This is a genomic window from Microbacterium sp. NPDC089320, assembly GCF_040684875.1.
Taxonomy (GTDB): Bacteria; Actinomycetota; Actinomycetes; order Actinomycetales; family Microbacteriaceae; genus Microbacterium.
Genome location: NZ_JBFBGY010000001.1, coordinates 248,134 through 271,082, shown reverse-complemented (window position 1 = coordinate 271,082; position 22,949 = coordinate 248,134). Strand labels below are relative to the sequence as shown.

Here is a 22,949-nt window from a genome sequence, read left to right as displayed (position 1 = left end):
CCATTCTCTCGTGTTCACGGGTGCTCGGCGCCACGGGACAATGGATTCATGACGGATGCCGTGCAGCAGCGCTACGCGCGCTTCGCCGAGCAGGAGGCGCCCGGGCGCAGCGACCTGTATGCCGAGTGGGCGCAGGGCGTCGCCGACGACGTCGAGGTGCAGGCGATCCTCGCGCGGATCCCGGAGAACCGCCGTCAGCCCCCGCTCGTGTTCGCGGTGACGCGGATGCTGGGCGCCGACCTCGTCGGCTACGCCGGCTGGCGGTCGTTCGTTCTCGCGCATGCCGATGCGATCGTGGCCGAGTGCAGCGATCGGCGTCTGCAGACGAATGAGCCTCTGCGGCTCGCTCCGCTTCTGCCTGTGCTGTCCGAGATCGAGGGCCCGATCGCCCTGCTCGAAGTCGGTGCATCGGCGGGGCTGTGCCTCTATCCCGACAGATACTCGTATCGCGTCGTGGGCGCCGACGGGCGGCTGCGCGCTTCGCTCGACCCGGCCGAGGGGCCCTCGCGCGTGATCCTCGAGAGTCGTGTCGACGGAGCGGTCCCTCCCCTGCGGATGCCGGACGTGGTGTGGCGTGCGGGCATCGACCTCACGCCGCTCGACGCTCGAGACGCGCGCGACCGGCGCTGGCTCCAGGGTCTGGTGTGGCCGGGGGAGGAGGGGCGAGAGCAGCGGGTGACGGCGGCGCTCGACATCGCGGCATCCGAACCTCCTCGCCTCGTCGCCGGAGACGCGCTCGAGCGGATCGAGGCGCTGGCCGCCGAGGCGCCCCGCGACGCCACCCTCGTCGTCACGACGCCGGGTGTGCTGGTGCACATCCCTCGGGAGAGACGTGAAGCCCTCGTCGCGCGCATCCGCGGACTCGGTGCGCGCTGGCTGACGATCGATCCGCCGGCGATCCTCGACTCCTGGGAGCCTCCTGTCGAGACCGAGGGCTGGCCCGGGTTCGTCGTGGCGCTCGACGGGCAGGTGCGCGCAGCCGCCGATCCACTCGGGCGATGGTGGGAGTGGCGCGCCGGATTCGGCGGGGCGTCGACCTAATCTGATCTCATGCTGGGAGAGCTGAGCGAGCGCGATCGTGCGATCCTCGCGCTGGAGACCGCGTGGCCGCGGCACGGGGGCGCGAAGGAGGAGACCATCCGCGCCCAGCTGGGCATGAGCGCCGCCCGCTACTACCAGCTCCTCGGTCGCCTGATCGAGTCCGAGGCGGCGCTGGAGTACGACCCCATGCTGGTGCGTCGGCTGCGCCGCATCCGCGACGCACGATCGTTGCAGAGGGCCGCGCGCACGCCCGGTTTCGTCGGCTGACGCGGCTGCCCGCCACGCGCCGGCACCGCTCGATGCGGATACAGAGGCCGGTGCCGTTAGCATCGAGGGGTGTCACAGCCCAGCCGAGATCGATTCGACGACGTCCCCCGATCATCCGGACGCGTCGGAGCGCACCGCGCCGAAGCCCCGGGGATGAACGGCTGGGTCGTGCTGCTCTGGTCTTTCGTGGCCGCTCTGGTGCTCGTCATCGGCGGCATCTTCGCGTCGCTCGTGGTGATGGGGCGCATCACCCTCGTCCCCGAGGCCGTCCCCACGGCGAGCCCCGCGCCCGTCGAGACCGGAGTCGTCGACGTCACCTACTCGGTGATGATCCTCAACGCGTCGCCCGACGAGGGTCTCGACGAGCAGATGCGCGATGTGCTGATCAACAGCGGCTGGGCGGCCGACGTGGTGTTCGCCACCGACAGCGCGAGCCAGGACTTCACGACGACGACCGTCTACTACGTCGCCGATGAGGACGAGCTCGCGGCCATCGGACTCGCGAATCTGATCGGCGGCGCCCAGGTCGAGCAGAGCGACTTCTACTCCGATCTGAACGACACGGGCTCGAAGCAGCTCACCGTCGTGATCGGCCTCGATCGCGCGACCACCGAGCCTGCGGCGCCGTAAGACGCCCCGCCCCCTTCGGGCCACTCTCGGTCCCTCTCCGCGGCTTGCACTCGATGGGGTCGAGTGCCAGAATGGCGTTAGCACTCTCTCACTCTGAGTGCTAAACCCAACGTCTACGTCCAGGAGGGACGACAAAACTCATGGCAAAGATCATCGCTTTCGATGAGGAGGCCCGCCGCGGCCTCGAGCGCGGCCTCAACATTCTCGCCGACGCCGTCAAGGTGACGCTCGGCCCGCGCGGTCGCAACGTCGTGCTGGAGAAGAAGTGGGGCGCCCCCACGATCACGAACGACGGCGTCTCGATCGCCAAGGAGATCGAGCTCGACGACCCGTACGAGAAGATCGGTGCGGAGCTCGTCAAGGAGGTCGCCAAGAAGACCGACGACGTCGCCGGTGACGGAACCACCACCGCCACGGTGCTCGCCCAGGCTCTGGTCCGCGAGGGTCTGCGCAACGTCGCAGCCGGCGCCGACCCCATCTCGCTGAAGCGCGGCATCGAGAAGGCCGTCGCAGCGATCACCGAGGAGCTCCTCGCCAGCGCGAAGGAGATCGACTCCAAGGAGCAGATCGCCGCGACCGCATCGATCTCGGCTGCTGACCCGGCCATCGGCGAGCTCATCGCCGAGGCGATCGACAAGGTCGGCAAGGAGGGCGTCGTCACCGTCGAGGAGTCGCAGACCTTCGGCACCGAGCTCGAGCTCACCGAGGGCATGCGCTTCGACAAGGGCTACCTGAACCCGTACTTCGTGACGGACCCGGAGCGCCAGGAGGCTGTCTTCGAAGACGCCTACATCCTCATCGCCAACCAGAAGATCTCGAACATCAAGGACCTTCTGCCCATCGTCGACAAGGTGATCCAGGACGGCAAGGAGCTCGTCATCATCGCCGAGGACGTCGAGGGCGAGGCTCTCGCGACTCTCGTGCTCAACAAGCTCAAGGGCATCTTCAAGTCGGTGGCCGTCAAGGCCCCCGGCTTCGGCGACCGCCGCAAGGCGCAGCTGCAGGACATCGCCATCCTCACCGGTGGCCAGGTCATCACCGAAGAGGTCGGCCTGAAGCTCGAGAACGCCACGCTCGACCTGCTGGGTCGCGCTCGCAAGGTCATCGTCACCAAGGACGAGACCACGATCGTCGAAGGTGCCGGCGAGGCGGAGCAGATCGAGGGTCGCGTCACGCAGATCCGCCGCGAGATCGAGAACACCGACAGCGACTACGACCGCGAGAAGCTGCAGGAGCGCCTCGCCAAGCTTGCCGGCGGCGTCGCCGTCATCAAGGCAGGCGCGGCGACCGAGGTCGAGCTCAAGGAGCGCAAGCACCGCATCGAAGACGCCGTCCGCAACGCGAAGGCTGCCGTCGAGGAGGGCATCGTCCCCGGTGGTGGTGTCGCGCTGATCCAGTCCGGAACCAAGGTTCTCGACGCTCTCTCGCTCTCGGGCGACGAGGCGACCGGTGCGAGCATCGTTCGCGTCGCGATCGAGGCTCCGCTGAAGCAGATCGCTCTCAACGCCGGTCTCGAGCCGGGCGTGGTCGCCAACAAGGTCTCCGAGCTCCCCTCGGGCGAGGGCCTGAACGCGGCTACCGGCGAGTACGTCGACATGTTCGCAGCGGGCATCATCGACCCGGCGAAGGTGACCCGCTCGGCGCTGCAGAACGCAGCATCGATCGCGGCTCTCTTCCTCACCACCGAGGTCGTCGTGGCTGACAAGCCCGAGAAGGCTCCGGCGCCGATGGGTGACCCGTCTGGCGGCATGGACTTCTGATCCACCAGTGCTGAACAGAAACGCCCCGACCTCGGTCGGGGCGTTTCTGCGTTCGCGGCGTGGATTCGCGGGTCAGCGGAACAGGCTCGCCGAGTACTGATCGGCATCCGCGTACTGCGTCGCCGCGCTCCCCAGCGAGTGCCCGATGGACTCGAGCGCTTGCTCCACATGCAGCTGCGCGCCTCGCCACTCCTCGGCGCACGACTGGAATGCGGCTGAGGCGGTGCCGACCCACGATGACTGCAGCTGCGTGAGCTGCGACATGAGCGTCGCGGACTCGTTCTGCAGACGCTCCATCGTGGCCAGCGCCGCCCCGCGGGCGGCACCTACTGCTTCGGTGTCGACGGTGATGACGGACATGGGAACTCCTCTCGTTATGTGCTCCGACGGTAGGCGAGGGGCGGGTCCCGAACGCGGGTGCGGGTCGACCGTCGACACCCACTGTGGAGAACCTGTGCGGAGGGTGCCGTGTGCAGCAGGGGCCGTCAGAGGTCGAGCGGCTCGATCGGCTGAGTGTCCTCGAGGAGATGCGCCGGCGTCGCGCGCGACGGCGCGAGGGGAAGAGTCACGGTGAACGTCGCACCGCCGCCGGGCGTCTCCGACACCGCGACGCTTCCGTGCAGCGCCTTCACGATCGACGACACGATCGCGAGTCCCAGGCCCGAACCACCGGTCTCGCGGGCGCGCGACGTGTCGGCGCGCCAGAAGCGCTCGAAGATCTGCTCGCGGATCTGCGGCGGGATCCCCTCGCCGTGATCGACGATCGCGATGCTTCCTGTGCCCCGCACGCGATCCGCATCGACCACGATCTCGATCGGACTCTCCTCTGCCGAGAAACGTCGCGCATTGCCCAGCAGGTTCGTGACGACCTGTCGGACCTTGTTCTCCTCGCCGAGCACGATCGGAGGTGTGCGCACAGGGATGTCCGCAGCCTCGGTGAAGTCGATCGCCGGCACGGCTGCTCCGGAACTCCGCGGACGCCGCCGCAGGCGGGCGAGCGTGCCTCGTGACAGTCCACGCGGCGTGGGCGCCTCCGGAGCGGCGTGGACGACGGGCGTGGAGCGGGTGGTGACATCGATGAGCGGAGCTTCGACGGTGCGATCGACGACGGTCACGGTGCGCGCGGGAGCGGCCGCGCGCAGGTCGAGAGCGGCGTCGCGGGCGATCGGCCGGAGATCGAGCGCCTGGATCTCGGGCTCGCGCTCCTCGTCGAGACGCGCGAGGGCGAGGAGGTCCTCGACGAGCACGCCCATGCGGATCGCCTCCTTCTCGATGCGCTCCATTGCGCGTGCGGTGTCCTCCTCGCCCTTGATCGCGCCCATGCGATAGAGCTCGGCGTATCCGCGCACGCTCACCAGAGGGGTGCGCAGCTCATGGCTGGCGTCGCCGATGAAGCGGCGCATGTGCTGCACGGTGCGGTCCCGCTGCGCGAGCGAGGCGTCGACACGGTCGAGCATGGTGTTGATCGCGCTGTTCAGACGGCCGACCTCGGTCGTGGGCTCGAGATCGGTCAGGCGCTGCGTGAAGTCGCCGGCGGCGATCGACATGGCGGTCGACTCGACCTGCCCGAGCCGTCGGAAGGTCAGTGTCACCAAGCCCCGCGTCAGGAGAGCGGCCAAGATGATGGTGACGAGCGCGACCGTGATGTAGATGCCGAAGTACTGGCCGATGATGCGGTCGGCATACTCGAGGGGCATCGCGACGATCTGTATCCGCAGCGAGCCGTCGCCCTCGCCGGGCACCCGCGCCACCGCGGCGCGGAAGCTGGATCCCTCGGTGCCCTCCATCGTGAACGGCGTGTCCTCGTTCGCCTGCACATCCAGAGGCGAGTAGGTCGCGGGGAACAGCGGCTGACCGTTGGCGGAGTTCCCGGTGGTCGTCTGCAGCACGCCCTCGGCGTCGTAGATGGCGACGAAGAAGTCGCGGGGCGAGTCGGTGGGGGTGTAGACGGTCTCGCCGTCTTCGACGGTGACCTCGAAGTATCGATCGGCGAGATCTGCCGAGACCAGAGCAGGCAGCTGCGCGTCGATGTTGCTGATGAGGGAGTTGCGCAGGATCGGCACGGTGCCGATGCCTGCTGCGAGCAGGCCCAGAGCCAGCACCGCGACCGTGACACCCGTCACCTTGGCGCGCAGGCTGATGGACCGCCACCAGCGGGTGATCGCGTCAGGCTTGTGCGCCATGCGGACCTCCCTGAGAACGATGCTGTGCGGCGTCGGCGTGCGGCGGTATGCCGGACTACTTGCCGACCTTGAGCATGTATCCGAAGCCGCGCTTCGTCTGGATCACCGACTCCTCGGTGTGCGGGTCGATCTTGCGACGCAGGTAGGAGATGTAGCTCTCGACGATGCCCGCGTCGCCGTTGAAGTCGTACTCCCACACGTGGTCGAGGATCTGCGCCTTCGACAGCACACGATTCGGGTTCAGCATCAGGTAGCGCAGCAGCTTGAACTCGGTCGGGCTCAGCTCGATCGATTCCTTGCCCACATGCACGTCGTGGGTGTCCTGGTCCATCGACAGCTCGCCGGCCCGGATGATCGACTCCTCATCGGCCTGCATCGTGCGGCGCAGGATCGCCTGAGCGCGGGCCACGATCTCATCGAGACTGAACGGCTTGGTGACGTAGTCGTCGCCGCCGGCGTTGAGTCCCTCAATCTTGTCGTCGGTCCCGTCCTTCGCGGTGAGGAAGAGGATCGGTGCGGTGAAACCGGCCCCGCGCAGGCGCTTGGTCACACTGAAGCCGTTCATGTCCGGAAGCATGACGTCGAGGATGATGAGATCCGGCTCCTCCTCGAGCACCGCCGAGATGGTGGCGGCGCCGTTGGCGACGGTCTTCACCTGGAACCCGGCGAAGCTGAGACCCGTCGAGAGCAGGTCGCGGATGTTGGGCTCGTCGTCGACGACCAGGATGCGCGCATCAGTCATGTCCCCATTATGGTGACTTCGGCCATGCGGATGCTGATTATCCTTCGGAGCGGCGCTTTCGCCCTCCGCGTAGCGGAGCGTGATCGCAGCGGTCTCCGCAGTCAGGCTGCGATCGCGTCGGCATCCATGATCGTGTAGCTGTACCCCTGCTCCGCAAGGAACCGCTGGCGGTTCTGCGCGTAGTCCTGATCGATCGTGTCACGCGCGACGAGGGTGTAGAAGCTCGCGGTGTGGCCCGACTGCTTGGGGCGCAGAAGTCTGCCGAGGCGCTGAGCCTCCTCCTGGCGAGAGCCGAAGGAGCCCGACACCTGGATGGCGACGGATGCTTCGGGCAGGTCGATCGAGAAGTTCGCGACCTTCGACACCACGAGCAGCGAGATCTGGCCCTCGCGGAACGCGCGATACAGCTCCTCGCGCTCGTCGATCGGGGTGGCTCCGGTGATCTGCGGCGCATTCAGCGACTGCGACAGGGAGTCGAGCTGGTCGAGGTACTGTCCGATCACGAGGATCCGCTCGCCCTCGTGCTTCGCGATGAGCTCGCGCACGGCATCGATCTTCGCCGGGGCGGACGCCGCGAGGCGGTAGCGCTCGTCATCGGTCGCGGCGGCGTACTCGAGTCGGTCGTCGGGTGGGAGGTCGACCCGCACCTCGTAGCAGACGGCGGGGGAGATGAAGCCCTGCGCCTCGATCTGCTTCCACGGCGCATCGAAGCGCTTGGGGCCGATCAGGCTGAACACGTCGCCCTCGCGTCCGTCCTCGCGCACGAGCGTGGCGGTGAGGCCGATACGGCGACGCGCCTGCAGGTCGGCGGTGAGCTTGAACACGGGTGCGGGGAGCAGATGCACCTCGTCGTAGACGATGAGGCCCCAGTCGAGCGCATCGAGCAGGGCGAGGTGGGCGTACTCGCCCTTCCGCTTGGCCGTGAGGATCTGATACGTCGCGATCGTGACGGGCTTGACCTCCTTGGCCTGTCCCGAGTACTCGCCGATCTCCTCCGGTGTGAGGCTCGTACGCTTGAGCAGTTCGTCGCGCCACTGGCGCGCCGAGACCGTGTTGGTCACGAGAATGAGAGTCGTGGTCTTCGTCGCGGCCATCGCTCCGGCACCGACGATCGTCTTGCCCGCGCCGCAGGGCAGGACGACGACACCGGAGCCGTCCTTGGAGAAGGCGTCGACGGCGTCCTGCTGATAGGGGCGGATCGTCCATCCGTCCTCAGCCAGCTCGATCTCGTGCGGTGTGCCCGGGGTGTAACCGGCGAGGTCTTCGGCGGGCCAGCCGATCTTCAGCAGCTCCTGCTTGATCTGACCGCGCGCCCAGGCGTCGACGATGAACGTGTCAGGAGTCGGATTCCCGATCAGCAGCGGCTGGATGCGCTTGTTGTTGGCGACCTGCGCGAGTACGGCAGGGTCGGTCGAACGCAGGATCAGCGTGCCCTCGTCATCGCGTTCGATGACGAGTCGTCCGTAGCGGTTCACCGTCTCGCGCAGATCGACGGCGACCGACGGCGGCACCGGGAACCGGGACCAGCGGTCCAGCGTCTCGAGCATGTCCTCGGCGGTGTGCCCGGCGGCGCGGGCGTTCCACAGGCCGAGCCGGGTGATCCGGTAGGTGTGTATGTGCTCGGGGGCGCGCTCGAGCTCCGCGAAGATCGCCAGCTCGTGGCGGGCGCTCTCTGCGTCCGCGTGGGCGACTTCGAGCAGCACGGTGCGATCGCTCTGGACGATCAGGGGGCCATCAGACATAGCTGTCCAGTTTACTGTGCGATGACGGAGGCGGCGCGGATGCTCGACACCGGAAGCGTGCGCTCGACGTCGGCCGCGCGATCGCGCCCGCGCAGCCGGCCCCCGCCGAGACCGGTCGCCTCGAGGATCAGCTCTCTCGTCGATCCGTCCGGCATGCCCACGCTGACGCGCAGCACCGCCTTCGCGCGCACGGCGGCCTCGAGCTCGCGGTCGAGCCACGCGGCATCCGCGTCCGCCCCCTGATGTGAGCGCAGTGCGGCGATGAGGGACGAGTAGTCCGGCTCGCGCTCCGGGGTCGACTCGGAGAGCGGGGTTCGTTCGCCGGCCACGACGTTCCCGTCTTCGTCGACGAGCGTCGCCGGGTAGCGAGCGTCCGTCAGTGCCCAGTACACGGTGTCACGTCCCACGCGCGTCGTGAGCGAGTCGACATGCTTCGCGAGCGCGAGCGACCGCAGTCCCTGGTCGACGGCCATCGCCTCGATCAGGTGCCGGTCGCTGCTCTCGATGCGCGTGCGTCCGGTCTCGGAATCGATCGACACTCGCACCAAGCCGTGTCGCTGCGCGGTCTGGGTGACGAGGTAGCGGAGCGGCTGGGGGATGCCGGTGAGCGAGAGCGCCTCGAGGAACTCGAGGATCGACTGCTCCGTCTCGCCGGCGACGAGCGCGTGGGCTATCGATTCCGGAGTGAATCGATACGTGGACGCCTGGGCGGCGGACTCGCGCGCGGCGATCGTCCGCAGCTGCACGTCCAGGCCGGGGGCGAGCGGGCCGGGGGAGATCGCACTCAGGTCGTTCTGCAGGAAGATGCGGTCGACTTCGCTCGGGAGCAGCGCGGTGAGATCTGCCGTGTCGACCCTCTCGCCTCGACGGATCGACGCCGCCCACGCGGGCTCGCCGCCACCGTCGGCGATGAGCCCGAGCAGCCGAGCGCGCTCGATCAGCGCGGCGCTGTGTTCCGCCCAGAAGGGGTCCCACGGGTGCGCGTCGGCCCAGGCGCTCGTGGCGACCCACCCGCCTCCGGCGGTTCGGAGACCGCGGGGGAGCGCGTCTCGGAAGCCGTCGACGAGCGTGCTCCACCGATCGGCCACGGACGACCGGAGCCATTCCTCGGTCTGCGGCGTCGTACGCAGTCTGCGCGCGTCGGATGCGACGAGACGCGCATCCAGCGCGATCGCGATCAGGGCGTCGATCGACTCTGCCGCGACGCCCTGCTCGCTGAGCTGCCGCTTCTCGCCTGCGCTGATGTTGCCGCCCGCGAGAAGTGCGAACGGCTTCTCCCGTGCGATCAGCAGCAGGTCGGCGAGGGTGGAGACGGTCGTGAAGGCGCGCTCGGCGGCGTGCGCCGTCGCGATGTCCGTCGCGGGTGCGGAGTCGCCGACGCCGGCGCCGACCGGAGCGGGTGCCGGGCGGTCTGCGATCGCCAGCGTGACCGGCGGAAACGGGGAGCCGTCCGGACGCAGCAGAGCGAGAGACTCGAGGGTGGCACGCTGAGCGGATCGCTCGGAGACAGGGCGGGCCGAGGCTGCGACGAGGGTGGCGGCCTCGTCACGTGTCAGCGTCGGGAGGACCCGAGCGATCGACGCAGGATCGAGGAGCGCCTCGGCCGCATCGAAGAAGTCCTGCCACTCGGCGTCCGAGCGCACACGTCGTGCTGAGAAGAGGGTGGTGAGCTGATCGTCGCTCGCCGCGGAGAGCCATTCGGCCAGCGGTCGGGCGTGCGTGCTCATGCCGGATACCTCAGGGCCGCGATGCCGCGCGCCCCTTGCGGATGAAGCTCATGACGAGGAGCACGATGATCATGACGAACGCGGCAGGAAGCCCCCAGTAGGGGATCGCGGCGATGAACGGCCAGACGCCGGCGCCGAAGTCCTCCTGCTGCATCCCGACAGCCGTGCCGATGATGATCGCGAAGAAGCAGATGATGGACGCCGCGGCGAGTCCGAGTGCCGTGAACGCCAGGATGCGATCGATGCGGCGAACGGGAACCTCAGGTTCAGGACTCTTGGTGCTCATCCGTCTCAGCCTAGTCGTTGCACGGTCGCGCGGTTCCGCATCGTGACCTACGGATTCCATGCCCGTCGACCGGTAGGCTGGGGTGGTCGCACACGTGCGTCCGATCCAGCTCCACACCGACTCAGCGAGGTTTCTTCCATGCCCACCGGCAAGGTCAGGTTCTACGACGAAGACAAGGGTTTCGGCTTCATCGCCACCGATGACGGCCAGGACGTCTTCCTGCATGCCTCCGCCCTGCCGGCCGGCGCGTCGGTGAAGGCGGGGGCCCGCGTGGAGTTCGGCGTCGCCGACGGCAAGCGCGGTCTGCAGGCGCTGTCCGTCCGAGTGCTCGAAGCACCGCCGAGCCTCGCGAAGGCGAAGCGCAAGCCCGCAGACGACATGGCGATCATCGTCGAGGATCTCGTCAAGCTCCTCGACGGCATGGGCGGCGACCTGCGTCGCGGTCGCTATCCCTCTGCATCTCAGGGCCGCAAGATCGCGGCAGTTCTGCGCAAGGTAGCCGATGACCTCGAAGCCTGAGGCGGACCAGCGTCTGATCGACGCTCACGATCTCGCGCTCGCCGCGCTGCACGAGATCACTCCGGCGTCGACGGTGGGACCGGCGGCCGGCTATCTTCCCGAGGAAGACGGCTCGGTCTCGCTGCGATTCGAGAACCGACTCCCCGGCTACCCCGGCTGGTTCTGGACCGTCACGGTCGCTCGCGTCGACGACGAGGAGCCGACGGTGCTCGAACTCGAGCTGCTCCCGGGCGACGGCGCGCTGCTCGCGCCCGAATGGGTTCCGTGGGCCGAACGACTCGCGGAGTACCGCGCCCACCAGGTGGAGCTCGCAGAGCAGGCGGCTGCGGCAGCGGCTGACGACGAGGATGCCGAATCGGTCGAGGACGACGAGTCCGACGACGACCTCGACGGCGACGACCTCGACGACGACGATTCCGACGACGACGACGACGATGACGACGACGATGACGATTCGGACGACGACGTCGACGAGGACGAGCTGGCCGCCGAGCCGCGAGAGCTGCACGCCGGCGACCTGGACGGGGTCGACATCGACGAGCTCGACGACTCCGCCGCTGAGGACGAGGACGAGACGGACGACGAGGACGATTCCGACGAGGACGGGCCGGACGACGAGGACGACGAGGACTCAGACGAGGACGACGACGAGGAGTGATGCTCCGCTGAAGCGAGATGAGAAGAGGGGCCGCGTGCGAACGCGGCCCCTCTTCTCGTCGTAGATCGGCGTCAGGCGCCCTGCTGCTCGAGCACGTAGTCGAGCGAACGGGTGAGCTGGCGGACGTCGTCCGGGTGGATCGACACGAAGGTCGCGACCCGCAGCTGGTTGCGGCCGAGCTTGCGGTAGGGCTCGGTGTCGACGATTCCGTTGGCGCGCAGCGTCTTCGCGATCGCGGCCGCGTCGACGCTGTCGTCGAAGTCGATGGTCACGACGACCGGGGAGCGGTGAGCCGCGTCTGCGACGAACGGTGTGGCCACGGCGGACGCCGCCGCCCAGTCGTAGAGGATTCCGGAGGACTCCGCCGTGCGAGCACCAGCCCAGGTGAGGCCGCCGTTCGACAGGATCCAGCTCAGCTGGCTGTCGAGCAGGTGCAGCGTCGTGAGCGCCGGCGTGTTCAGAGTCTGGTTGAGTCGGGAGTTGTCGACCGCGTTCTTCAGGCTGAGGAACTCGGGGATGTACCGGTCTGAGGCCGCGATGCGCTCGATGCGGTCGACCGCGGCGGGGGAGACGGCGGCGAACCACAGCCCACCGTCCGAGCCGAGGTTCTTCTGCGGCGCGAAGTAATAGACGTCCGCCTGTGCCGCGTCGAAGTCGATGCCGCCGGCGGCGCTGGTCGCGTCGATCACGGTCAGCGCACCGTCGGCGACGACGCGCTCGATGGGTGCCGCCACGCCGGTGGACGTCTCGTTGTGCGGCCATGCATAGACGTCGACGCCGTCGACGATCTCGGCGGACGTGCGCGAACCGGGCTCGGACTTGCGCACGTCGGGCGCCTCGAGCCACGGAGCAGCGGCCGCCGATGCGAACTTGCCGCCGAACTCGCCGAACACCAGGTTCTGGCTGCGGCGCTCGATCAGGCCGAATGCGGCGGCATCCCAGAACGCCGTCGAGCCTCCGTTGCCGACGATGATCTCGTATCCCTCGGGGAGACGGAAGAGCGCTGCCAACTGCTCGCGCACGCTTCCGACCAGGTTCTTGACGGGTGCCTGTCGGTGCGAGGTGCCGAGCAGTGTCGGTCCTGCAGCGAGCAGCGCCTCGAGCTGCTCGGAGCGCACCTTCGAGGGACCGCAGCCGAAGCGGCCGTCAGCGGGCAGGAGGTCACGGGGAATCTCGATCGCCATGGGTTGATTGTACGGCGCGGGTCCTCGGTGCCTTCACCGCATGACGCCCCGATGCCCACGCGGGAATGTAGGCTTGCCTAAGAAGACCCGGAGGGCCACATGACGGACTTGATCGACACCACGGAGATGTACCTCCGCACCATCCTCGAACTCGAGGAGGAGAACATCGTGCCCCTGCGTGCGCGCATCTCCGAGCGTCTCGGCCACTCGGGACCGACGGTGTCGCAGACGGTCGGCCGCATGGAGCGCGACGGTCTCGTCGTCGTCTCGGAGGACCGCACCCTCGAACTCACCGACGCGGGTCGCCGCAAGGCCGTCAACGTCATGCGCAAGCACCGGCTGGCCGAGCGGCTCCTGTCCGACGTGATCGGACTCGACTGGGCGTTCGTCCACGAGGAGGCCTGCCGGTGGGAGCACGTGATGAGCGAGCAGGTCGAGCGTCGGCTCGTCGAACTGCTCGGTCACCCCACGGAATCCCCGTACGGCAACCCGATCCCGGGGCTCGACCAGCTCGGAGACATGCCGGCGCGCACCTTCGATGAGGGCGTCATCGGACTCGTGCAGAAGCTCAACGCCGCCGGAGCGCCGATCGAAGGCACCGTGCGGCGTCTCGCCGAGCCTGCTCAGGTCGACCCCGAGCTGCTCGAGCAGCTACGCGACGCAGGAGTGGTTCCCGGGGCGAAGGGCGACTACCGCTTCAACGAGGGGTACGTCCTCATCCAGATGGACGGGAAGGACGACGGGTTGGAACTCCCCGTCGAGCTCGCATCGCACATCTTCCTGGTCGGCGAACCCGCCTGATTCCTGCGCCGGGTGGGCCGAGATCCGCGTGATTCCGCCTCTCCGAGGATTGCCAGGTTCGCAGGGTGACAGGATCGTTATCTTCCGGTAACCTCGGACGAGTCGTCGAAGAAGCCCGCTGACGACACCCGAGAGGATTCGCCTTCCAGGCTCGTCGACCTCTCGGCCAGACCGCACAACGTACCCGAGCTACATACGTGCCACGAGAGCAGAGTGCCGACGAGCCAGCGCTTGCGAGCGCGCAGGCGCAGGAGGACCAAGTTTTGGCCAAAGACATCGAATCGCCCCAGAAGACAACTGAAGATCGAGCAGTCGCCCGCAGCTCTCGCAGCCGGGTCGACGCTCGCAAGGTGGTCAAACCCTTGCGATCGATCGCCATCTTCGGGGCAGTCGGTGCTCTCGTCGCTGCTGTCGCTCTTCCCGCGTACGCCGCGTCGAAGCCGGCCGAGTCCACGGCGACCGTCCAGCAGCTCGCCGCGGTCGACGCTCAGTCGCTGGTCGTCGCGTCCGACGCGACCGCAGCCCCGCTCAGCCGTGGGACCTTCACCGCAACGACTCCGGACGAGATCGAGAAGAAGAAGGCAGAGGAGGCCGCGAAAGCACGTGCTGCCGCCGCTGCCGCCTCAGTGGCCGCGACGTCCGGCACGACCTTCGACATCGGCCGCTATGCGCTGGTGTCGCCGGGCTCGGGCGAGGTCAGGTACCCGCTTCCTCAGGGCTCGTACAACGTCAGCCGCACGGTCGGCGGCGCTCACCAGGGTGCCGACATGCTGGCCCCCGCCGGAACCCCGATCTACGCCGCGGCTGCGGGTGTCGTGCGCGCGTCGGCCGAGAGCATCGGCGGATACGGCGTCGCCGTCATGCTCGACAGCGTCGTGGGCGGTCAGCGCGTGCAGACGACCTACGGTCACATGATCTACGGCTCGCGCCAGGTCCAGGCCGGACAGACCGTCGCGGCCGGACAGCTGATCGGATTCGTCGGCAGCACCGGACGCTCGACGGCCAACCACCTGCACTTCGAGGTCTGGGTCAACGGCGGCCTCATGGAGCCGATCGCCTGGCTCGGCGCCAACGCGGGCTGATCGTCCGAACACTCCTTCTCGTCGCGGACACGCCTTCATGCGTTCATCCGCAGTTTGACCCTCCTGTGCTGCTGATGGGTTAGCCTGAACCCGTTGTCGCATAGTCGGGAGAAGCTGATGGAGCGAATACCGAACATCCGAACCATGGATGCCCTCGGTCGTCACGTCCTTCTGCATCGTCCGCAGGGACGCCACGGTCTTGCCGTGCGCATGAGGCGCTGTCTGTAGACAGCGCCTTTTTTGCATCCCCGCGAACGCTTCCGTCCTGTGCGGCTTCGTGTGAGTCGAGAGTGCCGGGAAGCCGTCCCGGCGGATCGAGAGGATGACGATGCGCACACTGGTACTGAACGCAGGATACGAACCGCTCGCGATCGTGTCGTTCAAGAGAGCCCTGGTCCTGGTCATGAACGACAAGGCGACGGTCATCGAACGTGTCGAGGACGACCCCGTCTGGGGCAGCCACGGCGTCTACGACCGCCCCGCCGTCATCGTGCTCTCCCGCTATGTGCGCATCCCGATCAGCCGGCGCGTTCCCGTCACGCGCCGCGGGGTGCTGCGTCGCGACAACCACCGCTGCGGCTACTGCGGCAAGGCCGCCTCGACCATCGACCACGTGATGCCGCGTTCGCGGGGCGGAGCCGACTCGTGGGAGAACCTCGTCGCGTGCTGCCTGCGGTGCAACAACACCAAGAGCGACCGCACTCCGCAGGAGATGCGCTGGGAGCTGAGGTTCGCGCCTCGCCCTCCTCACGGAACCGCCTGGACGGTGCGAGGCACCGAGCGAAGCGACCCGAGATGGGAGCCGTACCTCGCCCTCGCGGCGTGAACGGAGGGCGGGGGCGAGGCTTCCTCTAGAATGGAATCCTCGCCCCCGTAGCTCAGCAGGATAGAGCAGCCCTCTCCTAAAGGGCAGGTCGCTGGTTCGAATCCAGTCGAGGGCACATCTCAGTCACGGCCGTTGCGCCAGAGCTTCGACGGCCACCAGATCACTCGCCCCAGGTCGTAGGCGAGCGCCGGAACGAGCAGCGAGCGCACCACGAAGGTGTCGAGCAGCACGCCGAACGCGACGATGAACGCGAGCTGCGCGAGGAACAGGATCGGGATCACCGACAGTGCCGCGAAGGTCGCGGCGAGCACCAGACCCGCGGACGTGATCACGCCCCCCGTGATCGAGAGTCCGCGCAGCACGCCTTCACGGGTTCCGTGCGCGAGCGACTCCTCGCGCACCCTCGTCATCAGGAAGATGTTGTAGTCGATCCCGAGGGCCACGAGGAAGACGAATCCGTAGAGCGGCACGGCGGGGTCGGCGCCGGGGAAGTCGAACACCCCGTTGAAGACCAGGGCCGAGACGCCCATCGCCGTGCCGAACGACAGCACGGTCGTGACGATGAGCAGCACCGGCGCGAGGATCGATCGCAGCAGCATCATCAGGATGAGCATGATCACGACGAGGACCACCGGGATGATCAGGTTGCGGTCGTGGATCGAGGCGTCGTTCGTGTCGATCGCGGTGGCCGTCACTCCGCCGACGAGAGCGTCGAGGTCGTCGAGCTGAGTACGCAGGTCACGCACGGTGGCGGCTGCGGCATCCGAGTCTGCGGCATCCGTCAGCGTGCCCTGCAGCAGAACGTCGCCGTCGACGACGGTGGGTTCGGGGGCGGGGGTCCCGGGAGGGCCCACGGCCTCGAGCCCGTCGGCGGTGACCGTCGCCGACCCGCTCGGCGAATCCGCGGCCGTCACCGAGACTCCGTCGACGCCGTCGTCGGCGAGCAGCACGTCGGCGGCATCCCGCAGCCTGTCTTCTGCGACGACCACGTAGACGGGGCTGCCGGAGCCACCGGGAAAATGCTCGCCCAGGGCGACCTGGCCGTCGCGGGCTTCCGATGCACCGAGCACGAGGTCGGACTGCGGCACTCCGCTGGCGTTCAGCTGCAGCACGCCTGACGCGCCGGCCAGCAGCACCAGCGTCGTGACGATCCAGATGACACGGGGGCGCTGGGTGATCAGGTGTGCGAGGCGCGCCCACAGACCCGTCTTGCGCATGCCGTGCTCCTCGGCCACCACCTCCGGCTCGTACTTCGGGCGTCGGGGCCAGAACACCGCGCGTCCGAACAGCAGCAGCAGTGCCGGAAGCAGCGTGAGTGCGGCGAGCATCGCGAACACGATGCCGATCGCCGCCACAGGCCCCAGAGTGCTGTTGGACTTGAGGTCGCTGAGGAGCAGGCACAGAAGCCCGGCGATCACGGTGCCGCCGGACGCGACGATCGGCTCGAACGACCCCTTCCACGCCGCGAGCACCGCTGCTCCCTTGTCTCGGGAGACCCGCAGTTCTTCGCGGAACCGGGCGACGAACAGCAGCGCGTAGTCGGTGGCGGCTCCGATCACCAGGATGAAGAGGATGCCCTGCGTCTGACCGCTCAGCAGCAGCACCTCGAACTTGGCCAGCCACCACACGACGAGCAGCGCCACGCACAGCGCGAAGAGGCTCGTCGAGAGCACGACGATCGGCAGCAGGAACGAGCGGTAGACCAGCACGAGGATGACGAGGACCGCGAGAAGGGCGACGCCCAGCAGCAGTCCGTCGATGCCGGCGAAGCCCGCGACGAGGTCGGCGCTGAAGCCGGCGGGTCCGGTGATGTAGACCGTGACGCCCTCGGGCGCGGCATCCCGCAGCTGAGTGCCGAGGGCGTCGACCGCATCGGCGAGTTCCGCGTCGCCCTCGATGGGGATGAACGCCTGCACGGCCGTGCCGTCGTCCGAGGTCAGCGCGGGAGAGACATCCTCGCTCACGCCCTCGACGGAGGGGGCGTCGGCCACGGCATCGGAGATCGTCTCGAGGTCCGTCTCCGACAGCTCGCCATCCGCGACGAACACCGCGATCGCCGGGATGGCGTCGCTGTCGTTGAACTCGCCGAGGAGCTTCTGCACCTGGGTCGCATCGGCCGACTCGGGCAGATAGCTCGTCTGATCGTTCGAGGAGACCTCATCGACCTTGCCGAACAGCGGGCCGCCGAGCCCGGCGCCGACCAGCCAGACGAGGATGAGCGCGACGGGTATGAAGACGCGCACCCAGGAGTGTCGACGCGTGCGCTCTCGGGTCGGCGGGGTGGGCGCGTGCTCAGGGGTGGACATCGTATTCCTCTCGGAGGTGCGAAGGGGTCAGGGCGCGTCAGGAGACCCAGGCGAGGATGAGGATCATCGTCGCGAGGAATCCGGCGAAGTAGTTGAGGAAGATGAAGCGCCGCCAGGCCCGGTTGGTTCCGGCGGAGGTCTCGTCGGTGACGTTCCACCAGGGGGCGGCGTTGATGATGTACGGCAGCGCCAGGGCCGCGCCGAGGGGCGCGGGCCACGAGGTGAACAGCATCGCGATGCCGGCCAGCGTCCACAGCACGATCGACAGTCGCACCGTCGCCCGAGCTCCGATCACGGTGGCGATCGAGCCGATGCCCGCTTCGCGGTCGGGGGCGATGTCCTGCACCGCGCCGAAGGCATGAGCGGCCATGCCCCAGAGGAAGAACGCGAGCAGCACGATGACCGCCGTGGAGGTGACGGCACCCTCCGCCAGGGTCAGTCCGACGACGGCGGGAGTCACGAAATGCAGGCTCGACGTCGTCGAGTCGAGGAACGGTCGCTCTTTGAACCGCAGTCTCGGCGCGGAGTACGCGATCACGGCGAACACGCTGACGGCGAGCCAGAGCCAGGATGCGGGGTTCCCGACCGCCACGAGATAGACGAGGAACGGGACGTTCGTCACGACCGCGGCCCAGAGGGTGGCGCGGTGGATGCGGGGGGAGAGCAGCGCGCCCTCGATCCCGCCCTTGCGCGGATTCGCGAGATCGGACGCGTAGTCGAACACGTCGTTGATGCCGTACATCGCCAGGTTGTACGGCACCAGGAAGTACAGGGTGCCGATGATCAGCGTGAGGTCGATCTCGCGGGCGCTGAGAAGGTAGGCGGCGGCGAACGGGAACGCCGTGTTGATCCAGCTGATCGGACGAGACGACAGGACGATCTGCATGACGTCGCGGCCGAGGGATCCGCGGGTCGAGGAGCTCACGAGGCGTCCTCTTCCTCTGCTCGGACGGCGGCGCGAGAGCCTCGACGCGCACGCAGCGCCGCCCACAGCGTCGGGAGCAGAACTGCGCCTGCGAGCGGATAGGCGAAGTCCTCGAGCGGTGCGAGGCCGATGTGGACCCCGAGGAGATGGTCGGGAGAGTAGTGGAACAGACCGGTCGCGATCATCACGGTGTCGAACACCGCGGTCAGCACGAACAGCATGCCGATGGTCGCAGCGATCGCGCCGAGATGAGCTCGCCTCCGACCCGCGAGGAGGGAGAGAGCGATGGCGGCGACGACGGCGACGCCGACGAACCATGCGGAGAGCACGACGTAGGTCATGACGCGACCCCCTCGGCGCCGCGACGCAGTCTGGCGAGGATCCGCACGGCACCGGTGTAGACGACCATGGTGCACACGACCAGGAAGAGCAGGAAGACCGGCTCCTCGATGGGCAGCTCGGGTGCGAGGACGATCCCCGTCGCAACCGCCGCCTCGCCGCGGAAGAAGATGCCTCCGACGATGCCGGCGACGTCCCATGCGAGGAAGAATGCGAGCCCGACCGCCGTCACGATCGCGGCGCTCACGGCGTCGCGCCAGAAGAACAGCTGATATCGCCAGTCGAGCAGCAGCATGCAGCCGAGGGTGGCGATCAGGAGCGCCAGGTAAACGAAGCCCATCAGGATTCTCCGCGGGCGGACACGACGGACGTCGCGACGTGGAGAGGGCCGCTGGAGTGGTCGCCGCGGATCCGCTTGAGAACGATCTCTGCACTGATGAGGCACATCGGCACGCCCACCCCGGGCGCGGTCGTCGCGCCGGCGTAGTAGAGGCCCGACACCCGGCGCGACTCGTTCTGAGCGCGGAACATCGCGCTCTGCGACAGGATGTGCGCCGGCCCCAGCATCCCTCCGCGCCACGAGTTGTAATCGTCCGCGAAGTCCGCGGGCCCCTTGGTCTCGCGCACGACGATGCGCTCGCGCAGGTCGTCGATTCCGGCCCAGCTCGCGATCTGATCGATCGCCGCATCCGCGGCCTTCTCGATCGCCGCAGACCCTGTGCCGTCTGAGCCGCCGGCGCCCAGCGCCGTGTCGGCGGGGATCGGCACGAGCACGAACAGGTTCTCGTGGCCCTCGGGGGCCACGGTGTCGTCGGTCGCGCTGGGGCGGCAGACGTAGATCGACGCGGGGGAGGGGATCTCGGGCGAATCACCGAAGATGGCGTCGAAGTTGGCATCCCAGTCCTCGGTGAAGAACAGGGAGTGGTGCGGCAGCTCGGGGAGGGACCCGCGGATGCCCAGCATCACGAGCACGGCACCGGGGCCGCTCGTGCGCTGCTGCCACCACGAATCCGGGTAGGTGCGCAGGTGGGGCGGAAGCAGTGCCGTCTCGGTGTGGTGGAGATCGGCGCCGGACACGACGATGTCGGCCTCGGCCCGGTGAACGATTCCGTCGCGGTCGCGCCATTCGATGCCCGTCACCGCCGCATCTCCCGATCGGATGCCGGTGCTGATCGCCGTGACGTCGGCGTCCAGGACGATCTCTGCGCCCGCCGCTTCGGTGAGCTCCGCGATGCGCTCGACGACGCGCCAGAATCCGCCTTGCGGATAGCTGACGCCCTCGTCGAGGTCGAGAGCGCTCATGAGGTGGTACATGGCGGGGGCGGTGCGGGGGTCGGTGCCGAGGAACACAGCGGGATACCCGAGCAGCTGCCGGATCACCGGATCGCGGAATCGCCGCGCGGCGAACGACTGCAGCCGTGTGCCCAGGAGGCTGAAGAGGCGGGGAAGAGCGCGCAGCACCTCGGGCGTCATCAGCGTGCGCAGCCGCGTGAACGGGTTGTAGAGGAAGTAGCGTTCGGCCATCACGCGGGCGTCGTGTGCCGAGTCGAGGTACGCGTCCAGGGCCTGGGCTGATCCGGGCTCGCGAGACTCGAACAGGCGCGACACCGCGGCGCGCCCGCTGGGAACCGTGATGGACGGTGCCGAGCGGCCGTCCGGGAGGGGCTCCTGGAAGACGCGGTACCCCGGGTCGAGGAGCGTCAGATCCAGCTGCTCCCGGGTCGAGGTGCCCATCATCTCGAAGAAGTGGTCGAACACCTCGGGCATGAGATACCACGAGGGCCCCGAGTCGAATCGGAAGCCGTCGCGCTCGACGGTTCCTGCACGCCCGCCGACACGGCTGTTCTTCTCGAAGACGGTCACGTCGTGACCGTCGCGTGCCAGCAGCCCGGCGACGGCGAGACCCGCGACACCCGCGCCGATCACCGCGACCCGGCTCATCGGTTACGCTCCATGGCCGTCACGAGCACCGACCGGGCGGCCAGCATCGCCTTGAGCGGATCGGGTACGCGCACCCGACGCTCATAGAGACTCGCGGCGGGAGTCCTCGCGACCCGACGCGTCAGAGCGGCGAACAGTGCATGCGCGCTGCGGACGGCCGCGCGAGAGTCCTTGGGCAGCAGCGGTATCGAGCGCGCTGCATCGTCGAGCTGTGTCGTGATGGTGTGCACCCATTCATCTCGGTCTTCGTCGGTGAGACGTCCGTCGTCGCCGAGGTAGCTGCGCTGCAGCCGGTCGGTGTCGTCTGCGAGGTCGCGCAGGAAGTTCACGTTCTGGAACGCCGCACCGAGCTGTCGTGCCCCGTGGGTCAGGGCCTCGTGCTCTGCCGCGGTGCGCTGCTCATCCCGCAGGAAGACGCGCAGGCACATCAGCCCGACCACCTCGGCGGAGCCGTACACGTAGCGCTCATGCGCGGCCGCGTCGTAGGCGGTGAAGCTCGCGTCGGCGGCGATGTCCGCGGCCATCGAGTCGAAGAACGGCTGCGTGAGGTCCTCCCCGATGCCGCACTCCCTCGCCGTGCGTGCGAAGGCGTGCAGCACGAGGTCCGTACTGTATCCCACGCGCATCGCGCGGTGCGTCTCGGCGACGTACGACGCGAGTGCGCCGGTCTGGGCGGAGCCGTCGAGTCCCGCCTGCGCCGCGACGCCGTCGACGATCTCGTCGGCGATGCGCACCATCGCGTAGATGTTGCGCACGTGCTGACGATGTCTTTCGCCGAGCAGGCGCGTCGCGAGTCCGAACGATGTCGAGTAGGTGCGGATGACCTCGGTGGATGCCGTGTCGGCGGCGCGGTTGAATCGCCCCAGACTCGCACCCGACGAGTCGCGAGCGTCGCCTGTCATGCCTGGCGTCCTTCGAGGCGCGAGGCGGAGACGAGGATCGATCGGGCGGCCTCCGAGCTGATCTCGCCGGCGAGCTCAGCCGCGGACAGCAGGGCGTACACCGCGTCGAGCTGGTCGCCGACGAGGCCCACGACGAATCGCTCGGCTCCGCACTCGCGCAGCAGATCGCGCATCGCGGTGGCGTCCTGCAGGCTGAGATCCGCCGCACCGAACCTCGGTTCGATGCCACGCCAGGCGTTCGTCGTCCGGGCGAAGGCGATGATGGCCGTCTCCTTGCCCTCTCTCAGATCGGAGAAGGCGTCCTTTCCGTGTGTGCGGTGGTCGCCGAAGACGCAGAGCAGGTCGTCCTGCAGCTGGTAGGCGAGGCCGAGGTGACGTCCGACTGCCTGCAGCGTCTCGTCTGCCGAGGCCGAGGAGTCGGCGAGAAGCGCCGCGGCTCGCAGCGGGAGCGAGAAGGAGTAGGTGGCCGTCTTGTAGACGCTCATGGACAGCACGGTGTCGACGTCCGATGCGATGATCCCGTGGCTCAGTGCGACGTCGGTGTGTTCGCCGGCCACTGTCTCGAGGATGGTCTGCTCGACCAGGTCGAGCAGACGCGCACGTGTGTGCACCGGGACGTCCGCACGTGCGAAGCCCATGATCGCCGCCGAGAGCATCAGGTCGCCCATCAGGATCGCGCTGGATCTCGCCCAGTGCAGCGAATCCTCTTCGGAGGCGGCGGGTGCGCCGGCCGCGAGCTGGCCGATCAGGTTGGGGCGCTTGCGCCGGGTCAGGTCTCCGTCGATGACGTCGTCGTGAAGGAGGAAGGCATAGTGCAGCAGCTCGATATGGGTTGCGACGTCGACGGCCCCGATCGTCGCGGCCTCGTCCGCGGTCGGGACGAGCGCGCGGTGGATGTCGAGCAGCAGCCGCGGGCGCACGAGCTTGCCGCCGAGGGCATGGTCGGCCGTCGCGCGCCAGAGTGCGGCGAACTCAGGTCCGTACACCTCGGCGTTCTCGCAGTGACGGTCGAAGCGCTCGCGGAGCACCTCCTCGACACGGGTGCTCATGTCCTCGCGCGGCGCAGCCTGCGTCACCGTCGTGGTCAT

At 68.3% G+C, this 22,949-nt stretch carries 23 protein-coding genes and 1 tRNA gene; 10 read left to right on the top strand and 14 right to left on the bottom strand.

Going from position 1 to position 22,949, the window contains the following annotated elements; genetic code table 11:
- The first annotated feature begins 48 nt into the window (after positions 1 to 48).
- The 4 genes from AB0N61_RS01350 (at position 49) to groL (ending at position 3,698) form a co-directional block, all read left to right on the top strand.
- Entirely contained in the window at positions 49 to 1,041 is a 993-nt protein-coding gene (locus AB0N61_RS01350) for a DUF2332 domain-containing protein (protein WP_363361196.1), read from the top strand.
- Between the two features lie 9 nt (positions 1,042 to 1,050).
- Positions 1,051 to 1,308 carry a DUF3263 domain-containing protein gene (locus tag AB0N61_RS01345; protein ID WP_167947914.1) on the top strand — a complete coding sequence of 86 codons (258 nt, stop codon included), beginning with the start codon at positions 1,051 to 1,053 and terminating at the stop codon, positions 1,306 to 1,308.
- A gap of 69 nt (positions 1,309 to 1,377) precedes the next feature.
- Positions 1,378 to 1,938, top strand: a complete 561-nt coding sequence (locus AB0N61_RS01340) for a LytR C-terminal domain-containing protein (RefSeq protein WP_363361194.1) — start codon at positions 1,378 to 1,380, stop codon at positions 1,936 to 1,938.
- A gap of 140 nt (positions 1,939 to 2,078) precedes the next feature.
- Positions 2,079 to 3,698, top strand: coding sequence for a chaperonin GroEL (groL, locus tag AB0N61_RS01335; RefSeq protein WP_167947913.1), 1,620 nt, complete (start codon positions 2,079 to 2,081; stop codon positions 3,696 to 3,698).
- 72 nt (positions 3,699 to 3,770) lie between these two features.
- Here groL and AB0N61_RS01330 read toward each other — a convergent pair whose 3' ends face one another.
- The 6 genes from AB0N61_RS01330 to AB0N61_RS01305 form a co-directional block, all read right to left on the bottom strand.
- Positions 3,771 to 4,058 (bottom strand): WXG100 family type VII secretion target, encoded by a 288-nt coding sequence (locus AB0N61_RS01330; RefSeq protein WP_167947912.1) that lies wholly within the window; start codon positions 4,056 to 4,058, stop codon positions 3,771 to 3,773.
- Between the two features lie 125 nt (positions 4,059 to 4,183).
- Positions 4,184 to 5,881, bottom strand: a complete 1,698-nt coding sequence (locus AB0N61_RS01325; RefSeq protein WP_363361192.1) for a HAMP domain-containing sensor histidine kinase — start codon at positions 5,879 to 5,881, stop codon at positions 4,184 to 4,186.
- Between the two features lie 55 nt (positions 5,882 to 5,936).
- Positions 5,937 to 6,623, bottom strand: coding sequence for a response regulator transcription factor (locus tag AB0N61_RS01320; RefSeq protein ID WP_042539813.1), 687 nt, complete (start codon positions 6,621 to 6,623; stop codon positions 5,937 to 5,939).
- Between the two features lie 101 nt (positions 6,624 to 6,724).
- Positions 6,725 to 8,365, bottom strand: coding sequence for a DNA repair helicase XPB (locus AB0N61_RS01315; RefSeq protein WP_363361189.1), 1,641 nt, complete (start codon positions 8,363 to 8,365; stop codon positions 6,725 to 6,727).
- A gap of 11 nt (positions 8,366 to 8,376) precedes the next feature.
- Entirely contained in the window at positions 8,377 to 10,092 is a 1,716-nt protein-coding gene (locus AB0N61_RS01310) for a helicase-associated domain-containing protein (protein WP_363361188.1), read from the bottom strand.
- A gap of 10 nt (positions 10,093 to 10,102) precedes the next feature.
- On the bottom strand, positions 10,103 to 10,378 hold the full coding sequence (locus AB0N61_RS01305) for a multidrug ABC transporter ATPase (protein ID WP_363361186.1): 276 nt from the start codon (positions 10,376 to 10,378) through the stop codon (positions 10,103 to 10,105).
- 138 nt (positions 10,379 to 10,516) lie between these two features.
- Here AB0N61_RS01305 and AB0N61_RS01300 point away from each other — a divergent pair, with 138 nt between their 5' ends.
- Both AB0N61_RS01300 and AB0N61_RS01295 read left to right on the top strand, forming a co-directional pair.
- A complete protein-coding gene (locus AB0N61_RS01300; protein ID WP_167947907.1) occupies positions 10,517 to 10,897 on the top strand; it encodes a cold shock domain-containing protein in 381 nt (126 codons plus the stop codon).
- Positions 10,881 to 11,555 (top strand): DUF3027 domain-containing protein, encoded by a 675-nt coding sequence (locus tag AB0N61_RS01295; RefSeq protein ID WP_363361184.1) that lies wholly within the window; start codon positions 10,881 to 10,883, stop codon positions 11,553 to 11,555. Before AB0N61_RS01300 ends, AB0N61_RS01295 begins: the two co-directional genes overlap by 17 nt.
- 71 nt (positions 11,556 to 11,626) lie before the next feature.
- Here the strand turns inward: AB0N61_RS01295 and serC are convergent, their stop codons facing one another.
- Complete coding sequence (gene serC / locus AB0N61_RS01290; RefSeq protein ID WP_363361183.1) at positions 11,627 to 12,739, bottom strand: phosphoserine transaminase; 1,113 nt, start codon at positions 12,737 to 12,739, stop codon at positions 11,627 to 11,629.
- Positions 12,740 to 12,838: 99 nt separating this feature from the next.
- Here serC and AB0N61_RS01285 point away from each other — a divergent pair, with 99 nt between their 5' ends.
- The 4 genes from AB0N61_RS01285 (at position 12,839) to AB0N61_RS01270 (ending at position 15,563) form a co-directional block, all read left to right on the top strand.
- Positions 12,839 to 13,540 (top strand): metal-dependent transcriptional regulator, encoded by a 702-nt coding sequence (locus AB0N61_RS01285; protein WP_167947904.1) that lies wholly within the window; start codon positions 12,839 to 12,841, stop codon positions 13,538 to 13,540.
- Positions 13,541 to 13,890: 350 nt separating this feature from the next.
- Positions 13,891 to 14,622 carry a M23 family metallopeptidase gene (locus tag AB0N61_RS01280; RefSeq protein ID WP_363361181.1) on the top strand — a complete coding sequence of 244 codons (732 nt, stop codon included), beginning with the start codon at positions 13,891 to 13,893 and terminating at the stop codon, positions 14,620 to 14,622.
- A 328-nt stretch (positions 14,623 to 14,950) separates the two neighbouring features.
- Positions 14,951 to 15,448 carry an HNH endonuclease gene (locus tag AB0N61_RS01275; RefSeq protein WP_053099198.1) on the top strand — a complete coding sequence of 166 codons (498 nt, stop codon included), beginning with the start codon at positions 14,951 to 14,953 and terminating at the stop codon, positions 15,446 to 15,448.
- Positions 15,449 to 15,489: 41 nt separating this feature from the next.
- Positions 15,490 to 15,563, top strand: a tRNA-Arg gene (locus AB0N61_RS01270).
- Positions 15,564 to 15,567: 4 nt separating this feature from the next.
- On the opposite strand, the gene AB0N61_RS01265 is transcribed toward AB0N61_RS01270, so the two are convergent.
- The 7 genes from AB0N61_RS01265 to AB0N61_RS01235 are packed head-to-tail and all read right to left on the bottom strand — an operon-like array spanning position 15,568 to position 22,949.
- On the bottom strand, positions 15,568 to 17,754 hold the full coding sequence (locus tag AB0N61_RS01265; protein WP_363361178.1) for an MMPL family transporter: 2,187 nt from the start codon (positions 17,752 to 17,754) through the stop codon (positions 15,568 to 15,570).
- Positions 17,755 to 17,791: 37 nt separating this feature from the next.
- Positions 17,792 to 18,679: a prenyltransferase gene (locus tag AB0N61_RS01260; protein ID WP_363361176.1), complete on the bottom strand. Its 888-nt coding sequence runs from the start codon at positions 18,677 to 18,679 to the stop codon at positions 17,792 to 17,794.
- Positions 18,676 to 19,020, bottom strand: a complete 345-nt coding sequence (locus tag AB0N61_RS01255) for a lycopene cyclase domain-containing protein (protein ID WP_363361175.1) — start codon at positions 19,018 to 19,020, stop codon at positions 18,676 to 18,678. The genes AB0N61_RS01260 and AB0N61_RS01255 overlap by 4 nt, the downstream gene beginning before the upstream one ends.
- A complete protein-coding gene (locus tag AB0N61_RS01250) occupies positions 19,017 to 19,358 on the bottom strand; it encodes a lycopene cyclase domain-containing protein (RefSeq protein WP_363361174.1) in 342 nt (113 codons plus the stop codon). Before AB0N61_RS01250 ends, AB0N61_RS01255 begins: the two co-directional genes overlap by 4 nt.
- Positions 19,358 to 20,959 carry a phytoene desaturase family protein gene (gene crtI / locus AB0N61_RS01245; RefSeq protein ID WP_363361172.1) on the bottom strand — a complete coding sequence of 534 codons (1,602 nt, stop codon included), beginning with the start codon at positions 20,957 to 20,959 and terminating at the stop codon, positions 19,358 to 19,360. The genes AB0N61_RS01250 and crtI overlap by 1 nt, the downstream gene beginning before the upstream one ends.
- Entirely contained in the window at positions 20,956 to 21,861 is a 906-nt protein-coding gene (locus AB0N61_RS01240; protein ID WP_363361170.1) for a squalene/phytoene synthase family protein, read from the bottom strand. Before AB0N61_RS01240 ends, crtI begins: the two co-directional genes overlap by 4 nt.
- Positions 21,858 to 22,949 carry a polyprenyl synthetase family protein gene (locus tag AB0N61_RS01235; protein ID WP_363361169.1) on the bottom strand — a complete coding sequence of 364 codons (1,092 nt, stop codon included), beginning with the start codon at positions 22,947 to 22,949 and terminating at the stop codon, positions 21,858 to 21,860. Before AB0N61_RS01235 ends, AB0N61_RS01240 begins: the two co-directional genes overlap by 4 nt.

What these genes read in the sequence shown, in the direction of transcription:
- AB0N61_RS01250 (WP_363361174.1), bottom strand. Translation starts at nt 19,358, where the DNA reads ATGGGCTTCGTTTACCTGGCGCTCCTGATCGCCACCCTCGGCTGCATG.
- AB0N61_RS01300 (WP_167947907.1), top strand. Translation starts at nt 10,517, where the DNA reads ATGCCCACCGGCAAGGTCAGGTTCTACGACGAAGACAAGGGTTTCGGC.
- AB0N61_RS01315 (WP_363361189.1), bottom strand. Translation starts at nt 8,365, where the DNA reads ATGTCTGATGGCCCCCTGATCGTCCAGAGCGATCGCACCGTGCTGCTC.
- groL (WP_167947913.1), top strand. Translation starts at nt 2,079, where the DNA reads ATGGCAAAGATCATCGCTTTCGATGAGGAGGCCCGCCGCGGCCTCGAG.
- AB0N61_RS01310 (WP_363361188.1), bottom strand. Translation starts at nt 10,092, where the DNA reads ATGAGCACGCACGCCCGACCGCTGGCCGAATGGCTCTCCGCGGCGAGC.
- AB0N61_RS01345 (WP_167947914.1), top strand. Translation starts at nt 1,051, where the DNA reads ATGCTGGGAGAGCTGAGCGAGCGCGATCGTGCGATCCTCGCGCTGGAG.
- AB0N61_RS01275 (WP_053099198.1), top strand. Translation starts at nt 14,951, where the DNA reads ATGCGCACACTGGTACTGAACGCAGGATACGAACCGCTCGCGATCGTG.
- AB0N61_RS01265 (WP_363361178.1), bottom strand. Translation starts at nt 17,754, where the DNA reads ATGTCCACCCCTGAGCACGCGCCCACCCCGCCGACCCGAGAGCGCACG.
- AB0N61_RS01235 (WP_363361169.1), bottom strand. Translation starts at nt 22,949, where the DNA reads ATGACCACGACGGTGACGCAGGCTGCGCCGCGCGAGGACATGAGCACC.
- AB0N61_RS01255 (WP_363361175.1), bottom strand. Translation starts at nt 19,020, where the DNA reads ATGACCTACGTCGTGCTCTCCGCATGGTTCGTCGGCGTCGCCGTCGTC.
- crtI (WP_363361172.1), bottom strand. Translation starts at nt 20,959, where the DNA reads ATGAGCCGGGTCGCGGTGATCGGCGCGGGTGTCGCGGGTCTCGCCGTC.
- serC (WP_363361183.1), bottom strand. Translation starts at nt 12,739, where the DNA reads ATGGCGATCGAGATTCCCCGTGACCTCCTGCCCGCTGACGGCCGCTTC.
- AB0N61_RS01325 (WP_363361192.1), bottom strand. Translation starts at nt 5,881, where the DNA reads ATGGCGCACAAGCCTGACGCGATCACCCGCTGGTGGCGGTCCATCAGC.
- AB0N61_RS01240 (WP_363361170.1), bottom strand. Translation starts at nt 21,861, where the DNA reads ATGACAGGCGACGCTCGCGACTCGTCGGGTGCGAGTCTGGGGCGATTC.
- AB0N61_RS01320 (WP_042539813.1), bottom strand. Translation starts at nt 6,623, where the DNA reads ATGACTGATGCGCGCATCCTGGTCGTCGACGACGAGCCCAACATCCGC.
- AB0N61_RS01330 (WP_167947912.1), bottom strand. Translation starts at nt 4,058, where the DNA reads ATGTCCGTCATCACCGTCGACACCGAAGCAGTAGGTGCCGCCCGCGGG.
- AB0N61_RS01295 (WP_363361184.1), top strand. Translation starts at nt 10,881, where the DNA reads ATGACCTCGAAGCCTGAGGCGGACCAGCGTCTGATCGACGCTCACGAT.
- AB0N61_RS01305 (WP_363361186.1), bottom strand. Translation starts at nt 10,378, where the DNA reads ATGAGCACCAAGAGTCCTGAACCTGAGGTTCCCGTTCGCCGCATCGAT.
- AB0N61_RS01285 (WP_167947904.1), top strand. Translation starts at nt 12,839, where the DNA reads ATGACGGACTTGATCGACACCACGGAGATGTACCTCCGCACCATCCTC.
- AB0N61_RS01350 (WP_363361196.1), top strand. Translation starts at nt 49, where the DNA reads ATGACGGATGCCGTGCAGCAGCGCTACGCGCGCTTCGCCGAGCAGGAG.